Below are 19,700 nucleotides of genomic sequence, written 5' to 3' on the forward strand. Positions count from 1 at the left end.
TAAGCCCGAGAAAATTCTACTTTTGAAGCCCGTTATTCGGCGGGGGGATTACCGCACCGCTGCGGGCGATAAACGAAACATCCTGTCGCCCTAGAGCGAAAGAGCAGCCGAGATTCATTGACGGGCGTGTCGGCGAAGTCGAAGCCGTCGATGTCTTTTGCCAAAGGCAATTTGGCGATGCTGAGCTGGTAGCGGATGGACCGGGCCTGTCTCTCGGAGATCTCCGACTGCAGGAGTCCAGCGTGGCCCAAGCAGGTAGCGAGTGTACAAGACTACCCGTCTTAGTTGACGCAGGCAGAAGCAGAAGCGGTGGCGAAGCTGTAAAATCGTATCCGATCATTCCTGGTAGCGGATAGCAATTCCGGTCTCTTGATGAGATTCGAACCCAAGCACCCCGACTGAATAATCCAGATCCAATTTATTTCCTTTGTTAGATTGGATATCTACTTTCTTATCAAGCGTTCTTTTCCCGTACGAGGACTCGGGACTTTTCTATTTCATCAGCCGGTAAAATGCCGAACGTGCGATGGATGGCCGGTTGATATTGCTTCTGGACGGCATCAACGCCCGCTGTGATAGCGCTTCTCCAAGATGGGCCCCTGCCCCATGCTTCGCGAAGAGCATCTGCCAGATCGCGGCCAGTTCCGGTTTCTTGCAATGCCTCGAACAGCATTCCGGCCTGACGCAAGTCCTTTTCTTTCTTTGCCCTGCCACCGGCATCATCTTGACGCCGGCCGGCCACGATCAGTTTGTGAACGGCGAACCGTGATGGATCGGGCACCACGACCGAGACACCGGCACCATGCAGCAAGATCGTTCGCACCGGATCACGGATGAGGAAGTCCATATATCGCAGAGGTTCGGCAGACGCTCCGCCGAGAGCCGGCATTTGCGCCGGTTGATCCGCGTAATCTTCCGATCCCCGGTTTGTCGTCAGGAACTCTACTCGGTAACCGGTCGAGTTGCGGAAAGCATTGGAGCGAGGGGAGCCAGAAACATGAGGTACGGCCCGGAATGACGGATCGATGGACTGAAGGAGAGCGACAATCGGCGGAATTGAATCTTCGACCTCGCTCGAGATCGCGTAATCTTGAGCCAGATCCGCGTCACCTGTCAGGATCGCAGCCATAGGCAGGCGGATACCGAGATGGGCCGCATAACATTGGAACGCGACTGTGCCGACGAGGACACCACGGAGCCGGAATAACCCAGCCGATGCCAACGCCTCAACAACTGTGCCTGTGAAGCGATCCGGAGCAATTAGACCCGCTTCGCGCGTCAGTGCCGCCACTATCTTTCGCCGGTTCTGGTAATCGTCCTTTTCGCCCCTGAAGGCTTCAACCCGGGTTGTGATCTCGTGATCATCAGCAGGGCCGACATAGCGGCGCTTTTGACCACCTTTGCCATCCGGTTGGTCGAAATACCAGTATGAGCGGTTGTCGACCTTGACCGAGACAAAGCGACCAGTTGGGGGGAAATCGGCCGACCACTGCGCATCAAAAGTCCGTTGCTGTAACTCCGCGACCATCGTCCGGAACATGAGGTCGATTTGCTTCATTTGAGGCGCCCTATAACATTTCCTCAAATCTAGTATAGTCAACCTATTTTCGCAAGCCGGACAACGGGAATACGACACAGACCGTTGAGATTTTCAACGGGCCAAAATCGTCAATCTTTTCCAGGCGAACGTAATCTGCAACAATTGAAAAATTCAGCGTCACCTAAAAGGAACCATCAACCTCGCTATTCCAAAATAGTTTTTTGCTCTTGATGGGATCTGAACCTGCGACCAACACACAAGCTGCATGACCCAACCGATCAGCTGATTGAATCGACATAAGAAATAGATTATGTTCCTGTTTTGTTCTATTGATGCAGGAGCGATTTTCGTGGCCCAGGGTGTCTCGCAGAAAATGCGCAAGATCGTTCATGTCGACATGGATGCGTTCTACGCTTCAGTTGAGCAGCGAGACCATCCGGAGCTACGTGGCAAACCCATCGCCGTGGGTGGTCCAGCCGCGCGAGGGGTCGTCGCGGCTGCGAGTTATGAGGCACGAAAGTTAGGCATCCACTCCGCCATGCCTTCGGTGATCGCCGCTCGCAAATGCCCAGACCTCATTTTCGTAAAACCACGCTTTGATATCTATCGTGCAATCTCGCTTCAAATCCGAGAAATCTTCGCTGAGTACACGACGCTCATTGAGCCACTGTCTCTCGACGAAGCGTACCTCGATGTCACTGAGAACTTGAAGAACATGCCAATCGCCACCGAGATTGCATCAGAGATTCGAGCGAAGATTAAAGCCGCGACCGGGCTAAATGCTTCAGCTGGCATCTCCTATAATAAGTTCCTTGCGAAGATGGCGTCGGACCTCAATAAGCCAAACGGTCAGGCAGTGATCACGCCTAAGAGTGGGTCGGCTTTCGTCGAAGGGCTCCCGGTGAAGAAATTCCATGGTGTCGGGCCGGCAACCGCGGAGAAAATGCATCGGCTTGGCATCGAAACCGGCGCGGATCTGAAGGCGCAGTCGCTTCAATTTCTCACACAGAATTTTGGTAAGTCCGGGCCGCATTTTTATGGAATAGCGCGAGGGATTGACGAGCGAGAGGTTTGTCCTAACCGACCGCGAAAATCAATCGGCGCAGAAGACACGTTCGTCGAGGATATAGATGACCTCCGTCTAGCGACCAGCGAATTAAAGCCGTTGGCAGAGAAAGTGTGGAGCTACTGCGAGGTGAAGGGTTTCAGAGGAAAGACGGTGACCGTGAAGATCAAATATGGCGATTTCACTCAGTCGACACGTAGTAAAACTGGTCCGTTCTGTTTCGCTAGTTGCAACGAGATATTAGAGGCTGCTTCCGGACTGCTCGCCAGCATATACCCGTTTAAACGATCCGTTCGGCTGCTTGGTGTGACACTCTCTTCACTGACAATCCGCGCCGGCACTGATGATGGCAATCAAATCCAGCTAGGGTTCGATTTGTGATCGAGGTGACTTGCCAGAAATTTCTTACGTTACGATCGTTGGCGTAAAGAGGCGGGAAGGCTTCTACACTCTGAAATTTTCTCCCCGAGCAAATCCGCAACCCACGGATGGTGCAACTCTGGAACCGCCATTCTGGCGTCACGTAGAGCGGTAAAGACAGCCGTAGCTACTGCCTCAACGCCTAGCGACGAAATAAGTATCTCCGAACTGAGGAGTTCGGCAGTCGATAGCAATCTCATTTCCGGAAATCGCTCGGCAGCAATCCGATTTGCTTTGCGCTCGTCAATAGCTGCAGGTAGCCCGGCCGACATAGCAAGCGCAAGCGTTGCAGCTTCACCATCGTCAAGTGTGGCTTCGGCACTTCCTGTAACCAAAGCCTCAAACAGATCTTCGCCTTGTTCATCGAACTCGCGAAATTCAAGCTGCCCGCTGGCAACCAGATCAGCGGCTAAGCCACCATCATGGCGACCGTTGTTGCGGTCGACGATCAACTCGCCCCTGACGACGGTGCTGGCCAGAAGAACGACGTTCAATGTTCGCAAGACCTCAGACGCAAGGCCGGTTGCGTTCAGATTGATTATCACACTGGTGTCTGCCACCAGACTCACGTGCCGGTCAACGAAGAATAGAGGTTGCCGCATTGGCCCCACCTTCTTCCGCGCCGACATTCATCAGTAGGTCACGCACTTGAATGCGGTCCAAGTGCAGCAACCTGCTAATCTGGCCTTCGCTGAGGAGGCCTCGTTGCGCTGCCTCGAATGCCAGAAGACTGGTTTTGAGAGGAACTGGCCTCACAGAGTCGTCCTTGAGCCGATCGGTCTGGACAGCATCACCTAACACCTGCCTTGCCTGCTCATCCGTAATGTGGCCGTTTTGGACGAACCAGTCCCAAGTACCCCTTTTCGTCAGTTGAAGTTCTTCCAACCGACGAACCAACGCCTCTCGCGAGACGTGAAAATAATGCGCGAGAACAATCACATGCCTGCGCGTGAGGCTTGCTGCACCGGCAGTCACTTCTTCAAACTTTTGTCGAACAGCCTGCGCAGGGGTAAGGAAGCCCCTGGCAAATGCGTTTGCGTACTTCTCCTCGCGTGAACTTTCCAGTTCGTCGATATCGTAAACTTCCGCATCGCCTCGCGTCGCAACCAGATGTCCCAATTCATGAGCTGCGGTCTGGGTGCGGCGATCGAGGGGATGTCTCGCGTTCAACAGAATACAGGCGCCAACCTGTTCATCAAAAGCAAATAACCCGGAGATCTTTCCCGCGAGTCCGCGTGCATAGACCCTCACACCCATCTGCAGCTCGAGCAAGGACATGATATCAGCTATCGGCGCTAAACCGAGGCCAAGCCAATGTCTCAACTCCAACGCGTGCTGCTCGGCTTGCTGTCGAACATCACCGCCAAGGATTCTTCGTTCCGGCGGAAGGTTACGGACGTGCTCGACGCCAAGCAGCGCCTCGAGCTCGACATCTGCCTTCACAAGTTGCGCCATCATCTCCGCAGCAGCGGCGACTGGCGCTTCCTCCTTGTCGGAGAGCCTGCGAAACTTCGGCATCAACTCTACATGCACCGCCTCTTTATGTACCAAGGCGTTGACGCTGGTATCGAGGAATCGGGCAATTAACTGAATCTCACCGATTTTTATCCGCCTGGCGCCCTTCTCCATAGCAACGAGTGTCGTGCGTGCGACGCCGATCGCCTCTGCGGTCTCGGCCTGGGTTCGCCCCATTGCCTCGCGCGAGATGCGAATCCGCTCGCCCAGTTCCTCTGGAGATAGCTTGTCGTTGATCGTGCTCGTGGCCATCACGTTAGCCACTGAGCGACGAATGACTTCGGTCCCAGATCCCTCATAAATGCCTTCCATTCCAATTCGTGCCGGTCAAGCAATCCGAAGAGCTCGCCCTCTGCGTCCTGAGGGGAAATATCCAACTCTTCTGACAATTGCCATGCGTGACGGATCATGCGCTTCCGTTGCACGGGTGAAGAGCGCAAATCTGCCAAATGATCAAGATGCAGAGTGCCGGCAATCGCATACTGCTCCATCGCGCCCGTAATTTTGTTGAAACCTGCAGCGGCCCCTGATTTGAAATCCAAAGCGGTTAGATTCTCCCAGATATAGCTATCCTTTGGCTCCTCGACTTCGGCAGCGTGAAAACTTAGGCGGCGAAGCATGCATGCCGCACAAATCCCGCAATGACGCCATTTTCCATCGACTGACGAGTTTCGGTTTTGCTGCCAGCACGAACGCGTCTGAAGCCATTCCGACTCATCGCCACCGAGAGCGGCGAATTCGCGAAGGGTATCACCTTTGGTCCGCCAAAGCCGAGGCAAGCGATAGGTCACCTGGTAACCAAACAGCGCTGCAAAAAACCGTTCCATTTTCGTCAGGAAGCGCGGATGGTTTCGGTAGTCTTCGTACCCGTGACTGGTCTGGACCAGTGAGGGGCCGAGTGCGCCCTGCCCGCTTTCCGGCATGACAACGTCATGGGTCCCCAAGAGATAGGCCGCAATGGCGCTCAAGAGCGTGAACTTGAACCCTCTGGTTCGAGCAGATGACTCGTTGAACCCACCAGGTCCCGGCTTCACTTTAAAAGGAATGTTGAGGAATGGCACCTTGCGATTTTCACGGCGCGGACGATCGTCCTTCTTCGAGCCTACGCGCAACCGAATAAGTCGATCAGAACGACCACCAACCGATAGTAGCGCACTGACGGCCCTTGAATCGAGGCCATCGCTAAATGGCGTGACGATCCGGCTGCTGTCCCCAAACTCAAGACGGGACTGTCGACCTACATCCTCCTCCGAGTCCTTGGTTCGCCGGATGAAAGTGAAGACCCACTCATCGCCGGTAAGCAACTTCAGTGCCGAAACTAGAGCCGAGACATTATCTGGATGCTCCCAGTGAGCTTGCTCAAAGACAGGCAAGATCACCTCGAAGCGCCGCATCCAGCCCCAGGCTGGCCGCTTGCAGGCCTTATCGCAGAACTCGACAGCGGCAATCAGCGTCAGCGCATCATAAATCCGGCTATCCCAGTTCTTCGTGCGATAATCGTCCAGATGCTTCATCTTGAAAACGATAGTTTTACCGATTTCTACAGGCAGAAAATCTGGGCTCGCCTTCATACCCTTTTCGGTGACCGCAACTTTGAGCGTCGGATACTCTCCTTCGAGGATTTTCATCGCAGCGCCACCCCATCGTCGATACCACCGCGCGCCGCCGGAAGCCTCGTGACCAAGACTGATCGATCCCCTAATATCGACCGAGCGATTCGGAAAAAGGTACCACTTTCTTCCATCGTTGCACTGACACTCCTCATCCGTTCACGGATAACACGGCTGGCGCCGTTTCCGCGTTCGGCCAGGTAGTGTTCCTCTGTGGTGAGGCCATTGGCATTCAGCCGCTCGCTTAGAGCAGTCGCAACACCGTCCTCCAGGGCTGCATAACCGCTGAGGCCCTGCCGCACGGCCATTTCCGTGCATTCAGCAGTGCTCGCCGCAAGCGGATGTACAGCAGGATCGACACGAAGCTCTTTCAGTTGTCGCTGAACTTCTGTTGAATCTCGGCTGAACAGGTCAGCTCCTGAGACAATGTCAATCAGCTGCCGGACGACGCTTCGCAGTTCCATTCGAGCATCGCCGATAAGCGCTGCTTCAGCTGTCTCACAGATTTCCGAGATCGAGAATGCAGGCTTATAGGCGCGCTCAGCAACGCGCCTATATTTCGGACGAAGTGGCAGACTTTTATGCGGACCGTCGCTCATAAAGCATCTCCTTATGTCAGGAGTATTGATTTTTTTATCTGCCAATGTCAACTCTCTCGCATTAAGAGATTAGCGCCAGATACGAATCGCATAGGTTGTCCACTTCCAGATCTCAGAAACCTCGGGACAACAGAACAAGCGGTGATGCCCCCTTTGCATCTCTCCTCCGACATTCTAGGACAGGCGAAGCAGGGAAGCGTTTTTCCAAAGATCACCTATCGAAGCCCAGATCGTGCTGAAATCCGTGCGAGACGAATCGGGAGTCCTCGGGAGATTGCTCGACGGAGGGCATTCGGCCGGGGCATTTCGGCGCGTAGGAAAAGACGCGTTTGCCGACGATATCTTGAAAACGATGAAAGGCGCGATGTACGACGTTAGAGAGACCAACCCGTTCGATCAAAACCAGCGTTAGGCGGTCCTTGATGTTTTTCCTGCTGCCCCCGGCCTTCTCCTGAAAGGAATCGAACCGCCAGCGCCTATCCAAAGCTTGCTATGACGTTGAATCGATTAAGCAACCCCAGCGTAATAACGGTGTGACCCGGCCCAATGCCGCATGGGTGTCGCCTTGAAAAAGGTAACAACATAAACGAATTTGCAATTCCCGTCGGCTGCCGAAGCAGAATAGCTTGTTGGTCTCGACATTTTGGACGCGCCGAGCCTCCGCCCCAGTTCCCCAGCTGGGTGAACGCTCTAACCAACGCGAATAGCCTTGGGCGGCGACGCGCTCGGCAAAATCTGAATGACCTCGCCCCGTTTAACTATTCCATTTTGAAGTAAGCTCTGGACTGCCGTGTGAACGGCCAACTCATCTTCAACAACTCCTATGCCATGATCAACACCGCGATCAGTGGCTTTGATATTGCCTATGTGGAGATGTATATAGCGTCTGGTGCGCTACAGCGGGATCTAGCCGATTGGTCCCCTTTCTTCGAAGGCTACTATCTCAACTATCCCAGCCGCCGCCAGGCCCTCCCCGCGCTCAAGGTCATTGTCGATGCACTGCGGCATTGACAAACGCCGATCGCAATGGAACAGTGTGGTGCGGCCTTTGGCTCACCATGCTCGTCAGTGCATCGATATCGGCATTTCTGCTTAAAGAGCTTCCATCGCCTGCCTGATAAGCGACAAATCTTTCGCTGATAACCTTGCCCTGTCGATTACGATCTCGAGTGCCCTAGCTGCAGTCGCAGTTGCACTTTGCAGGCGCAGCTCTCTAACAGTCCAGATTCCTTTCTGTGACAACCCCTTAATGACAACGCGATTCTTCTTGATAATGAAGCCTATGTGCTTCGCCGGATCGTCGAAGTAGGGGTGAACAATCCAAAACTTGCACTTTGAATAGTCGGCGGCACGGACCTTTATCGTATCAAGCGCCTCCTTGACTTGGAAGCCATTGCAATATTCGCAACTCAGAATGATGTTCTTCGCTTCGAAGGTCCAGTCTGGATAAAGATCCTTGGGTGCAACGTGGTCTCGGTGAGCAGATCGTCGCCCGCGGTGTCCGACTCTGGCTTCACACCAAACGCATTTCCCCTTCTGGACCCGCATGCCGTGATCCTTCACTGCTTTTTTGAAAGCTTTGATGCTATTTGTCTGCCGACCCCACGCTTCTTTACGAACATTGACCGAAATGAGGTCGAGAGCCGTTTGGACTGCGGGGTCGATGACTGCACAGGCACTAAGCTTCAGCATTGTTATTCTCACCGAGGTAAGCTTTGATCGAGCGCAGAATCTCGGCAAGCGCCGGATTGTCCGGAGCGGCGATCGGAACTAGCCGCCGATAAATACGTCCTAGCTCTGCAAGATTTCTACGGCGCGTGCCGGAAATCATCTCGAGAGCGACGGTCAGATCATGCTCGACGTAACTGTTACCTGACGTTCCGATGCCGAAGACTCGATAAAGGATGTTGTCGGGTGATCGCCCGAAAACATCTCCATCATAGGCCTCGAACGCCCGATCCGATGGACCTCCTGCAACTGTCAGCGAACCTACTGGTTGCTGGAGATCGGACACGAGAAAATGCGAATGTGTTGCAATCACGACATGTGTGGCGGGATACGCCGTTAACGTTTGCAGAAGGGATGGAACATATTGCATCTGCCAAGCAGGATGCAGGCTAACCTCTGGCTCATCAATAAAAACCGCTGACGTCTCGGCGAGATTGGCAACGAGTCCCGTAACCGTGCTCAGGATGTGTTGTTCACCGGAACTTAGGTCACCGAACGTAAACAAGCGTCCCTGTTTGTGGAAGCAAAGCCGCCCCCCGCCGAACAGCCTTAGACGCCGGCCAATCTCAAGGGCCTTTACAAAATAATCAATGTCGCCACCGATTTCCGGAAACGATGGCAGTATCTCAAAACGAAAAGTTGTACCGCGAGAACTGGGTACGCGATGTGAATAGTCGCGAAGGCGTCGTATCAATGACCAAACAATTTCCAAATCATCGATTACGGCCTGACGGTTCTCCTCCATCATCCCGGTAACAGGGCTGTTTCGCCTCGAGAGATATTGAACTGCCTTCGCTACAAACTCTTCGAAGCTCCGCATGAGGGCCAGAGATCTGGGCTCAATGGTGATCTCGCCGTATATTGGAAGATCGAGGTTCAGATACGGGAACCAATGCTCGCTAAGACGGCTCGTCGTCCCCTCGCGAATTGCAGTGAGGAAGCTGAAGAACGTACTGGTTTCAATGGCACCGGTCGACGTCATGTTCGTCGACTGACGAAGACCGAGGTATTGATAGAACCCATCGTCATCGCGGCCCGCAAATCGGAACCGGTCCATCGGCAGGTGGGCAATCGCCAAAACCTTGTCGGGCAACATCAGTTCGCTGGCCGGGACTTCACGTCCATCCCGCGACACCGCCAGGGTACGTTCGCGCCGTTCAACCGACCATACAGAACCATCAAGCCAATAGGAAAGCCTCATGTCAAAGCGGTCCGTGGTGACGCCTTTCGTCAAATCGGCGTCTTGCTTCGGAAGTGACAGCTGCGAGCTGCGTATGCGCAGTGATGGAAGAGCATCGTCGCGACCGTTCACGATAGCCTTAATGTTGCAAAGTTCGTCCGCGATCGCAGCAAGAACTCGGCTTTTCCCTGAGCCGTTGGCGCCGATTATGATCGACGCCTTGGCGCCGTGCTCGAAATGCTCATTGACGAATAAGGGAACATGGGCCGATTTGGTCTCAAATGAAATCATATGGAAGCCACGCTTCACAGATCGCATGCCGACATTGCTTCTCAAGATATGCCACTCCATTCATGCTACATCGATCCCGGTACCGATTAGCCGGAGCCCGTCAGCCTCTTCCTTCTGACTCGTCCTTTCGGTCCCAGCGCCGACATCTACCTATAGGCGATTAATCGTTGTCGCTCGGAAATCGATTTGAGCTTTTGCAGGTCTTCATCATCTGCGGCTCGCGACGGAGTAGGCCTTACATTTCCGAAATACTTTCTGTCTAGTCCACCGTAGGTGAGTGCATTCGACAACTTCGTGAGGCGCATCTGAAACATCTTCGCACCGACGACGAGCTCGATCGGATTGTTGCCGTGATTGAATAGTTCGATCGAAAAGCAGCCGCGGAATCCGGGCTGTACCATTGTACTCACCGAGATACCGAGACGGGTGTAGCTGCTTCGGGTAAGGACATCGGCGTAGCAATCGCTGGGTAACGCGATGTACTCCAACGTTGTCGTCAGCACGACCTGATCCGGGTAAAGGATGAAGCGTTCACCGAGCTCTCGCCGCGTCGGCTGAAAATAGGTGGAGATCGGTCTGAAACGCTCATCGTCGCGCGCCACACCAATGTAGGGGCGCCTCGTCACAATCGAGACCAGAAAATCATATCCAAGCCTCAGATCGACAGTCATCTCCCCGATCTGCTTCTCATCAAGCAAGGGTTCTATCCCGAGGCGAAGGCCGTCTGTGCGGGAGAGGCGCTCAAGTATCTCATTCCTGATCACTGAGGCACCTCGTTCCAAAGACTGCGGATCGAAGCGTTACGGATCGACTTCTCAGTGAGGTCATTCACAATCCGGACAACGTCGAGTTGGTTGGCGTCGGCAGCCCACTGCGGCCCATCACCCGACTTCACCTTTCCGAGGTAAGACCAGCCAGCCGCCATCATGCCATGCAGCTCCGGCGTGTCCGAGACCGTGTACGGTCGAATGTCGTCAAACGCAGTCTCGATCGCCGGCACGGCGTAGCGCTGCTCTAAACGAGGAAGGCCGAGCTTCTGCAACGCTCCCTGGTACATCGACAATTCGTCAAAATCCTCGCCGGCAAGAAATGACCTGATGACCTCGATCCTCGTCGCCGTCGCAGGATGTGTGTTGCTATGATCGGCGTGGGGATTGATGGCGTGGATACTGTCGACAATAGCAGACCCGACGTAGCACGCGGCAAAAAGATCCGCGAAATGCTCACGACGATGGTTCTGAAGAACCTCCTGCACACCGTCAGAGACACCGTGCACAGGATGTGTAAGAAACGTCACATCGGTGACATTCCGCGCCAAATCGACAAAATGCCCCAATTCGTGATAGAGAGCCGCACAAAACAACGGCATGTGCTTATAGATGCGCGGAACGCCGATGAAGATCAGTTTTTCCTGCGGCAACTGCCCGGTATATCTGTCCATCGTCTTAGCAACAAAGTCCCAGGGATCGCCGGGTTTGAGGTGGAAGTCTTTTTTGTCGGTAAGCGCCGTTGTGACAAGACACGGGTCGGTCAGCCAGTCGGATATCGCATGACGCATGCAATACTCGATTTCGTAAGGCGCTTCCTTTGTCGTCGAGCCCTGCAGGTAGCGATGACACGTCCAGACCTTGTCGGCAAAGGAGCGCAGGATTTCATCATCGTATGGCGGCGAGCTTGTGAGCGCATGCTTGATCACATCGATCAATGCGTAGGCGTGCTTCTCGATCGCCCGATTAAAGTAAGGGGTCTTTGAAAGATGCGCCAAGCTCTCGGCAAGCAGCGCAAGGTCAGTACGCGGATGCAAGTCTCGGCTCCAGGTTTCGGAGCACCTCGTGAGCAACGGTTTGACTGACGTCTCCTATGGAGTTGACGCCCGCCAAGGCATCGCGCAACCCTTCGTAGACGCGCATGTCGTTCGCAAGCTGTACGGCCTGCGGTGTCACGTCCGGAGAGACCGCACTAGGATCATCAGAAAGTATTCTCGCTTGGTGCAAAACGTCATCGAAATGGAGCGAGAGGGGATGTGGAAGCTCGCGGTTACCTCGATCGATCAAGACCAATGCCAGCCGGAATAGCTCAAGGCGTCTGTTGTTTTCCGATGGCATGGCTGCAAGCATAACGTCCCCCAACTCGCGCCGAATCAAGTGAGAGTAACCCGGCTAAGTTGAGTGTGGAACATCAACCACTAATTTTCTGGAAAAATTCCCCCACTATCTTTGCACCACTCGACCCGCCCCCCGCGCATCCAGAAGTGGCAGCGGCATCCGTCCATTCTGCGAACAGAGGGATGGATACTCGGCCGCCCCAGCCAATCTCTATCGATCGACCAGCGCGGCCGACGCTCGGGATTGAGCGACAACAGCAGCGGCGTTCCGCAGCCAGACGGGCACTGAAACGTGACCCATTTCGGCCGTTGCGGCGGCCCAACGACAACGGCCCTACCTTTTGGCAACTCCTCCGGCGCAGGCATATCAAGGCTGTGAGATACTAAGAAATCCGGCTTCTCGATCAGCCCGAGCCACGTGAGCAGTGTTGCGATCGTGTGACGCACCATTAGCCAGCCCTCCCGAGAAAGGGCTGGACGTCGCCGGCACCATGAACACGGTCAGAGCCACAGATACGGCAGGGCTCTTTCTTGGCGCCCGGACGAAAATCCTCCAACAGGTGGAACTTTCGCACCCGATTGGCTACGTCGCCCTCCGCCCCACGGAACCGGTTGACACGCTGGATCAGCTCTTCCACTGCCATCGTCGCAACAGAGGTCGTGAAGGAGATCACGGCCGGCGAAGGATTGCCCTCGCCGCGGACATAGGCCTCGGCCTTCCGGCGCTCGAACTCCTCCGGGTCCGTCCGGCGCAATGCCTCCTCAGCCGCGACACTGGCATTGACGATGCGCCGGCAGACAAGGCAGCTGTTCCCCGGCTCAACCACGGTGACTCTGCCGTCAGCCTCAAGACACGAGATGCCGTGCCGTTCGGCCACACGCAGCGAGAGCCCGACGTCAATGACGGGAATGAGGTAGTAGTACGCCAGCCTGTTGAGTAGCAGCCGGCCGTCATGATCGTCCGTGCATCCGAAGATCAAGTCCATGGACTTCAATGCGTCTCGGCATTCGGCCGAGCCGATCCAGCTGTCAAACGTCATGACCTGCGTTCCGAGGCCCATACGCTCGATCTCGCGCTTTGCGACTTCGACCTTCTTCACGCCCTCCTCGGCGTCCTGCCAAGTCGCACCGTAGAGACGATTGAGATTCGAATGCTCAACGCGGTCGGGATCGAATACTGTGATGTGTTTCACCCCCATACGCGGCAACTGCTGCAGCATCGGGCTTCCAGTCCCCCCTGCACCGACAACGCCGACCCGCAAATGGCGGATCTGTGTTGTGAAGCCCGCGCCAAGCGCCAGCTCCTGGCGAACGAGCGCAGGCGCGTGGCCACGCTCCGGCTCAGCAAAGAATGTCGTCGTCCAGCTGCCCCCGATCGTCCGGGCGAAGCTCAGATTGGTGACCTTCTCCGGGGTCAACCACACACGGCCCGCAACGAGCCTCCCGCGGACGAACAGCAGGCTCGGCATCACGGCTTCATCACCATTACGATTCTGCGCCAGCCGAACCAGCTCGGCTTCATTCCGGTCATCCTGACCCGAGAAGTGCGAAGGCCCGCCCGGATGGGAATGACCGATGCCGAGCTGAAGTCCCTCACGGTCGGCGCGTGCGAGCAATTCGACGAACCGTTTCGTGCTCCAGGAAATATGCTGGTGATCGGCGGACGTGATTTCTTCGTCGAGGACCGGCAGGACCTCCTTGACCAGCAGCCTGAGGCGAGGCTCGTGGTCAAACGGGTCCTGGCCGATGCGCGAGGTGCCGAACAGGACATATGCGGCGTGCTCCAAACCGTCCGGGCGACAGAGCGTCTCCCCGAGCAAGGCGAGGTGGTGGTTCGTGATAGTAAGATCCGGCGCCATCATGCTGCGATCTCCAGGGCGCGTTCAATGCGACGAAGCATCGTCCAGATGCCGTCCACACCCGGGCGCCAGGCATCATTGTGGCGAGACCAGCGCTGCCACGACTTGCCGCCGAAGGCGTGCGGCTGATCGGCTGCATTGGGATAACGCTGGCTTGCGGCAAGCCGGACCCAGGGCATGAGATAGAACATGTCCGGGGCGCAGTCCGGATATGCCGGCGGGAGCAAGACCAGGATATCGGCGGCACCCGCATCGAAGCGCGACGGCGGCAGACTCCAGCCCTTGAGCACGATCGCCTTAGAGCTACCTTCGATCACCTCGTCGAAGGCGATACCCTGATTAACGAGATACTCGCGATCCTCGGGCGGGAGCACTACTGCTCCCGCGCCTTCGGTGGTGGTGTCGATGCCGGTAAAGAAACGCTCGGTTCCGTCACCCTGCAGATCGACCTTCTCCTTGTTGCCGATCAGACGGTCGTCGCCGACACGCTGAGCCAGCCAGACACCATATGAGCCGGGATCGACGCCGGCGAGGCGCTTCAGCTGAAGGCCGGTGATGAAGGGGAGACCCCATTCAAACTTGCGGCCGTCGAGAACGAAACGAAACGAACGGTCGCTTTTGAAGGTGATGAACTGCTCACGACCCGCGCGGCGGAGATCAACGCTTTCGTCCGGGCGGATTTCTTCTAGCTGGCCATCATCGAGTTCGTGAAACAGGAGATGCTCGTCCGTCGGGAAGAGCTTTGTCTTCTGCAGGATCTGCTCACCCGTAACGATGGGGTCATTGAAGGTGAAGGGGTTGCCGTCGATCTTGACGTCGAAGGTGAGACGGCGTTCGAGAACATTGTCAGTCATTGGGAGGACCTTATGTTGCCGACAAGGCGACCATCGCCTCGTCTGCATCCATAAATAATAGCTATATTTTAGCTATGCAATAGCCATTCGATGAATTTTTTTTGTTGACTATTTCAGTAAAATATCTATCTTTTTGGAGTCCAAATCTCGCTGGAGGATACAATGAAGAAAACAATGACCCTCAATCTCACTGACGCCGAGATGCAGGTTTTGCAGGATCTCTGCGATAAGAAAGACCTGTCAAAGACGGCAGTGCTTCGCCAGGCGCTCAGGCTGTATCAGCTTGTCGACGTGCGCCTTGATCAAGGTGGTAAGCTCTTCTTCGAGGATGAAGCCAAGAAGGAGAAAGCAGAACTCATGGTGCTATAATCGTGACATCCCATCCAGTTTTCCTGACCGATAAACGCACCGGCGAGCCGGTGGCTGCGGAGCTCATCGAGACCATAAGCGAGGCTGACCTTCGTTCGGTGGAAACCGAATGGAAGCCGGTCACCGTCGAAAGGATCAGAGCGCTCATGGCCAAGGGCCTGAGTCCTGCGGATTGGCCGGAAGGCTGGCATTGGACGTGGAGAGACAAAGTGACCGCGATCGACGGGCTGCTTGCTTTCCAGACATTTGCGCTTCGTTGTGAAGGCAAACTACAAGGCTTGATGCAGCTTAACACTGCGCGCGCACGCTGCCGTGTTGCCGAACAGGTAGGCAAGGACCTGGTCTATGTCGATTATATCGAGACAGCTCCTTGGAACCGCAAAGCCATCGTAGATGTCCCCCGTTTCGGCGGCGTTGGTACAATCATGATCCGCGCCGCAATTGAAGTCAGTCGAGACCACGAGTTGCGCGGTCGCATCGGCCTGCATTCCCTTCCGAGTGCAGAAGCCTTCTATGCGAATGCCTGCGGCATGACCGATCTTGGCCTCGACGGAACCTACGAAGGATTAAGATACTTTGAGATGACATCGGCCCAGGCCGACGCATTCTCAGGATAGGAACAGCCATGAAACTCGAAATCACGAGGGAATGGTTCGTAAGGAGAGCCAAGCAGGAAGGCGATCTTGAGATTTCCGCCGGCCGACTCGCCAGGGACCCGACCCCAGACGAAACCGACATTGAAGCCGCTGTTGCAAACATCGCGGATCCGATCCGTATGGCATTCGGTTCGCTCGTCGAGACCATGCGACGGCGTAGAGGACTGACAGTCGAAAAGCTTGCTGAGCGGCTCGACCTTGATGTGGGTGACATTATGCGCATCGAGCGCGATGCGCATTTCCGACCGGAGCCGAGGGCTGTATATCGCCTCGCGGAAACGTTCGACTTGCCACACAAGGCATTGCAGCAGCTTTCCGGAAATACGGTTGCAAGACCGGGCCTGCAGGAACAGGCTTTGCGTTTCGCAGCACGATCCGGCGAGTCGCCGCAGAAACTGTCGCGCGATGAGCAGCGAGCTCTCGAAGAGTTCGTCGCATACTTGCAGAAGCAACAGGGCTGACGAAGTGCGCAATATCATCCTCAGCCGATCGACGGCCTCTGACATTGAGAACCAGGTCAACAAGGTTCTTCGTGGACTTGGAAATCCGGAACCGCCGTTGCGGCTCGAGGATGTGCGCGAACTCTTGAAACTCGATCGGGGCTATTACTCCAGTACGGATGACAGCTTCCTGCGAGAGACAATCAGCAAGCTGACAGTGGCTGGGACGCAGGTTCTCAAGCGCCCCGGTCTCCTTCTGGACGCCGTCCGCAAACTCGATTTGCGGGCGCTATATCTTCCCGACCGCAAACGCATCTTGCTTGATCAGGCACAGCCAGATGCGAAACAGCGGTGGAACGAAGCACATGAAATTGGCCACAGCATCTTGCCGTGGCATGAGGATCTGATGCTGGGTGACAACGAGCACTCGCTCGTCCCGAGTTGCCATGCACAGATCGAGGCCGAGGCGAACTATGCCGCCGGCCAGCTTCTTTTCCTCCAATCTCGTTTTCGAGTTGCGGCGAACGATTCAGCGCCGAGCCTCGATGCGATACGAGCTCTGAAGGGAAGTTTCGGGAATACCTATACGACCACGTTTTGGCGTTTCATCGAGGATTCTCACAAGGATGTCCCGATGATCGGCTTGATTGGGTGTCACCCTCGCTATCCCGACGACGGAACTGGCGCCGCCTTTCGGCACGTCGTAGAGTCGCCGGCGTACAGGTCAATGTTCGAAAGCCTACCAGTCGAGCGCCTAAGACGCGAGATTCTAACCTACTGCCTCTTCCGCAAAGCCGGCCCGCTCGGTTCGGGAGAGGTGAGTATCACCGATCGGCGGGGTGAGCGACACATCTTCCTCTTCGAGTCATTTTCCAACACATATGATTGCTTGACGCTGGCCACCTACCGGCACCCCCTGGCGCGGATCGTTAGATTGTGATCGTACTGGTCAACGCTGCGATGCGCCGGGTCGAAAATACCCAAACTTGAGAACCAAATATCGGTAGCAATCCCAGAACGACAACTTCTACGGGATGACATTTTTTTCCCGGCATGCAAGCTTTACTAGAGCGAAACTATGTTCGTAAACGGGGCACTTGGATGAGTAATGTCGAGGCGATTCTTTTCGGAAACAAGGGTGAAGAGGATGGGCTTGCGATCGATATCGTTGGTCGCTCTAGATCTCGCGAATTGTTTTTCGCCGTTGTAGGCCCTGTGGGAGCAGGAGGATCGCGCGTCGTCAACTCACTCAAAAGAAGTGGTGAGGAAGCCGGCTATCAATGTGAGATCATAAAGGCCAGCGATCTGATCAAGGGCTGGGCGGCTGAGAATCGCCCATCCGAGACCATTCCTTCCTCAAAGACCCTTTCCGTTGTCGAGCAGATGCAAGATCTGGGTGACGAAATGCGCCGGCGCGATACCGCGGCGGTCGCTCGCGACGTGATGCGCGAAATTGCCAAGAAACGAGCGGATGCCCAGAAGGTCAAGTACACTCGCGGTGAAGCCGTCATTCCGAATGATGTCAAGCGGATATACATGATTGACTCAATACGTCACCCCGCTGAGGTAAACGTCTTGCGACGGACGTACGGGAACTCATTTGCACTTGTTGCAGTCGTCTGTGAGGAAAATGAACGAAAGAGACGAATACTAGGGAAATATTTTACAATACCAGAGAGCAGTAAATTAGAGAATATTAAAAAAGTTGAGGAATTCGTTAAGAGAGATGCAGACGATGTAACTAAGAAGCATGGTCAGCACGTAACAGAAGCATTTCACGAGGCTGATTTCTTCATTGATAATACAACGCACGACGTCAATGACGATCAACATTTATTGGATGAGAAGTGCGGCCGGCTTATCGACATCATTTCACATTCTAAGGTCGTTCGCCCGACAATTGAAGAAACCGCAATGCATCACGCCCATTCTGCACGTGTCCGTAGCGCCTGCATGTCGCGGCAAGTTGGGGCGGCGGTTCTTGATGATGGCGGGACAGTAGTGGCCACAGGCGCGAACGAGGTGCCCGCTGCTGGCGGGGGAGTCTATGGAGAAACAGGTGGTGCCGCTAACCGCCTCCATGACGACAGGTGTGTTTTTCGCTCGTCTAGTCCATATTGCAGCAGTAACCGCGAGCAAAACCGAATAATTGACGAATTGATTTCGGCGATTCCGGAACTTGCCGCTGTCACTGATCGCGTAAAACTCGCCGCAAGTCTTCGCCAGACGTCTGTTGGTGGGCTTATCGAGTTTTCTCGTGCAGTGCACGCCGAAATGGACGCACTGTTATCGGCTGGCCGCGAGGGAGTATCGACTGTCGGAACGCGCCTGTTTGTCACCACCTTTCCCTGTCACTATTGTGCCCGCCATATCGTTAGTGCGGGCGTCTACGAAGTACAGTACATTGAACCCTATCCAAAAAGCTTAGCGACGACGCTTCATAGCGACGCGATAGAGGTCGATGAAGCCAAATGGATACCCCCGCGCCGGCAGTCCATGGCCGAGGAGCGTGACAAGAGCCGCAAGGAGGAGGTCACTCCTGGGAAAGTTCTATTTAAACCTTTTGTAGGTGTCGCGCCTCGCCTATATCTCAGAGCTTTCGAGAAGACTTGGCGCTTGAAGGACAAACAAACTGGGGAATTCAAAATGGAACCGCCTGAGTGGGGCGATGAGTGGTCGTCGCTGACTGTTGGCTATCCAGAGCTTGAGGCTGCGTTGACGAAGTGAAGAAGATACCGTCGCATCTCAGATTGGTTGCCTCTGACCCGGTACTGCCGCGCGCAGTCCAGGAAAGGGTAACTGTTGGGAAGCGCAAGCTAAAATTTGAAGAGCAGCTCAGCTTTAACCTCGACGGGGAGGTTCAGGAAAAGCGTGTGATCCTTATTGCGATGGCTCCTCTTCATGGACGGCGATTCATGGAATTGATTGCGTCAATTCAGCCCAAAGTTGTCCTAGATACGAGACATGCGATCAGGTTCGATTTGCCTGGCACGAGCCGATCTCACGTATTTGCTAGATTTGCCAGCGTCCACGCGTATTACACGAAGGCGCACATCCCGTGGCACGAGCTCCGAGCGGCCGACTTCATGTTGGATCGCGGCCCCCTCTCGAACAGATTGCACCATGAAATTCTCGAAAGAGAGGAAGACTGTATCATGGTGCTCTTACCTGATGCAGAGCATCTTGGGCTATTTCGATCCTATCTTAATCGTCAACTCTCGACTTCATCGAGGATGGATTGGCGGATCGAGGAGGCGGTTTAGGGCTGCTTCTTATATATTTCACGGGCCTGCGTATCAGGTGGGAACGTTTCGAATGCGGTGATTTTCCGCAGCGCCTTTCCATGCCAGCGCCATACTCGCACGCTGAGATCTTAACGTTCGATTCCTATTTTGTCAGTGGTTCGATCTCATTCGGTAATCCCCCCGCCGAATAACGGGCTTCAAAAGTAGAATTTTCTCGGGCTTAA

The 19,700-nt window shown here is 55.0% G+C and carries 19 protein-coding genes and 1 pseudogene; 7 read left to right on the forward strand and 13 right to left on the reverse strand.

Annotation, left to right across the window (positions count from 1 at the left end; translation table 11 throughout):
- Positions 1-71: 71 nt before the first annotated feature.
- Positions 72-236 (reverse strand): annotated as a pseudogene (locus AC5I5B_RS25830) (IS21-like element helper ATPase IstB); the annotation flags it as partial.
- A 218-nt stretch (positions 237-454) separates the two neighbouring features.
- Positions 455-1,558 carry a nucleotidyltransferase family protein gene (locus AC5I5B_RS25835; RefSeq protein ID WP_495752928.1) on the reverse strand — a complete coding sequence of 368 codons (1,104 nt, stop codon included), beginning with the start codon at positions 1,556-1,558 and terminating at the stop codon, positions 455-457.
- Between the two features lie 355 nt (positions 1,559-1,913).
- Here AC5I5B_RS25835 and dinB point away from each other — a divergent pair, with 355 nt between their 5' ends.
- Positions 1,914-2,987, forward strand: a complete 1,074-nt coding sequence (gene dinB / locus AC5I5B_RS25840) for a DNA polymerase IV (RefSeq protein WP_495752945.1) — start codon at positions 1,914-1,916, stop codon at positions 2,985-2,987.
- A 29-nt stretch (positions 2,988-3,016) separates the two neighbouring features.
- On the opposite strand, the gene AC5I5B_RS25845 is transcribed toward dinB, so the two are convergent.
- From AC5I5B_RS25845 to AC5I5B_RS25860, 4 genes are read right to left on the reverse strand one after another with little or no spacing between them, the layout of a single operon-like run.
- Positions 3,017-3,586, reverse strand: a complete 570-nt coding sequence (locus tag AC5I5B_RS25845) for a PIN domain-containing protein (protein WP_495752929.1) — start codon at positions 3,584-3,586, stop codon at positions 3,017-3,019.
- 16 nt (positions 3,587-3,602) lie between these two features.
- Positions 3,603-4,853, reverse strand: a complete 1,251-nt coding sequence (locus tag AC5I5B_RS25850) for an ImmA/IrrE family metallo-endopeptidase (RefSeq protein ID WP_495752930.1) — start codon at positions 4,851-4,853, stop codon at positions 3,603-3,605.
- Complete coding sequence (locus AC5I5B_RS25855; protein WP_495752931.1) at positions 4,793-6,169, reverse strand: 7-cyano-7-deazaguanine synthase; 1,377 nt, start codon at positions 6,167-6,169, stop codon at positions 4,793-4,795. Before AC5I5B_RS25855 ends, AC5I5B_RS25850 begins: the two co-directional genes overlap by 61 nt.
- Positions 6,166-6,750, reverse strand: coding sequence for a hypothetical protein (locus AC5I5B_RS25860; RefSeq protein WP_495752932.1), 585 nt, complete (start codon positions 6,748-6,750; stop codon positions 6,166-6,168). The genes AC5I5B_RS25855 and AC5I5B_RS25860 overlap by 4 nt, the downstream gene beginning before the upstream one ends.
- Positions 6,751-7,542: 792 nt before the next feature.
- On the opposite strand from AC5I5B_RS25860, the gene AC5I5B_RS25865 reads away from it, so the two are divergent.
- Positions 7,543-7,761: a hypothetical protein gene (locus AC5I5B_RS25865; protein ID WP_495752933.1), complete on the forward strand. Its 219-nt coding sequence runs from the start codon at positions 7,543-7,545 to the stop codon at positions 7,759-7,761.
- An 81-nt stretch (positions 7,762-7,842) separates the two neighbouring features.
- Here AC5I5B_RS25865 and AC5I5B_RS25870 read toward each other — a convergent pair whose 3' ends face one another.
- The 7 genes from AC5I5B_RS25870 to AC5I5B_RS25900 all read right to left on the reverse strand — a co-directional run bounded on the left by AC5I5B_RS25870 (position 7,843) and on the right by AC5I5B_RS25900 (position 14,766).
- Positions 7,843-8,442, reverse strand: a complete 600-nt coding sequence (locus AC5I5B_RS25870) for an HNH endonuclease family protein (RefSeq protein WP_495752934.1) — start codon at positions 8,440-8,442, stop codon at positions 7,843-7,845.
- Positions 8,429-10,009: an AAA family ATPase gene (locus tag AC5I5B_RS25875; RefSeq protein WP_495752935.1), complete on the reverse strand. Its 1,581-nt coding sequence runs from the start codon at positions 10,007-10,009 to the stop codon at positions 8,429-8,431. Before AC5I5B_RS25875 ends, AC5I5B_RS25870 begins: the two co-directional genes overlap by 14 nt.
- 86 nt (positions 10,010-10,095) lie before the next feature.
- Entirely contained in the window at positions 10,096-10,713 is a 618-nt protein-coding gene (gene dcd / locus AC5I5B_RS25880; protein ID WP_495752936.1) for a dCTP deaminase, read from the reverse strand.
- A complete protein-coding gene (locus tag AC5I5B_RS25885) occupies positions 10,710-11,753 on the reverse strand; it encodes a M48 family metalloprotease (protein ID WP_495752937.1) in 1,044 nt (347 codons plus the stop codon). Before AC5I5B_RS25885 ends, dcd begins: the two co-directional genes overlap by 4 nt.
- A 381-nt stretch (positions 11,754-12,134) precedes the next feature.
- The gene (locus AC5I5B_RS25890; protein ID WP_495752938.1) at positions 12,135-12,503 is read right to left on the reverse strand and encodes a ubiquitination-like system serine protease family protein; all 369 of its coding nucleotides are present in this window, start codon (positions 12,501-12,503) and stop codon (positions 12,135-12,137) included.
- Positions 12,503-13,915, reverse strand: coding sequence for a ThiF family adenylyltransferase (locus tag AC5I5B_RS25895; RefSeq protein WP_495752939.1), 1,413 nt, complete (start codon positions 13,913-13,915; stop codon positions 12,503-12,505). The genes AC5I5B_RS25890 and AC5I5B_RS25895 overlap by 1 nt, the downstream gene beginning before the upstream one ends.
- Positions 13,912-14,766: a multiubiquitin domain-containing protein gene (locus tag AC5I5B_RS25900; RefSeq protein WP_495752940.1), complete on the reverse strand. Its 855-nt coding sequence runs from the start codon at positions 14,764-14,766 to the stop codon at positions 13,912-13,914. The genes AC5I5B_RS25895 and AC5I5B_RS25900 overlap by 4 nt, the downstream gene beginning before the upstream one ends.
- A gap of 162 nt (positions 14,767-14,928) precedes the next feature.
- Between AC5I5B_RS25900 and AC5I5B_RS25905 the strand changes: the two genes are divergently transcribed.
- The 5 genes from AC5I5B_RS25905 (at position 14,929) to AC5I5B_RS25925 (ending at position 18,958) form a co-directional block, all read left to right on the forward strand.
- The gene (locus AC5I5B_RS25905; RefSeq protein WP_164517709.1) at positions 14,929-15,135 is read left to right on the forward strand and encodes a transcriptional regulator; all 207 of its coding nucleotides are present in this window, start codon (positions 14,929-14,931) and stop codon (positions 15,133-15,135) included.
- Between the two features lie 2 nt (positions 15,136-15,137).
- Complete coding sequence (locus AC5I5B_RS25910; RefSeq protein WP_495752941.1) at positions 15,138-15,752, forward strand: GNAT family N-acetyltransferase; 615 nt, start codon at positions 15,138-15,140, stop codon at positions 15,750-15,752.
- Positions 15,753-15,760: 8 nt separating this feature from the next.
- Complete coding sequence (locus AC5I5B_RS25915; protein WP_495752942.1) at positions 15,761-16,252, forward strand: helix-turn-helix domain-containing protein; 492 nt, start codon at positions 15,761-15,763, stop codon at positions 16,250-16,252.
- Positions 16,253-16,256: 4 nt separating this feature from the next.
- A complete protein-coding gene (locus AC5I5B_RS25920; protein WP_495752943.1) occupies positions 16,257-17,171 on the forward strand; it encodes an ImmA/IrrE family metallo-endopeptidase in 915 nt (304 codons plus the stop codon).
- 161 nt (positions 17,172-17,332) lie between these two features.
- Positions 17,333-18,958, forward strand: coding sequence for an anti-phage dCTP deaminase (locus AC5I5B_RS25925; protein WP_495752944.1), 1,626 nt, complete (start codon positions 17,333-17,335; stop codon positions 18,956-18,958).
- Positions 18,959-19,700: the final 742 nt, after the last annotated feature.

It is taken from the genome of Agrobacterium sp., from assembly GCF_059499945.1.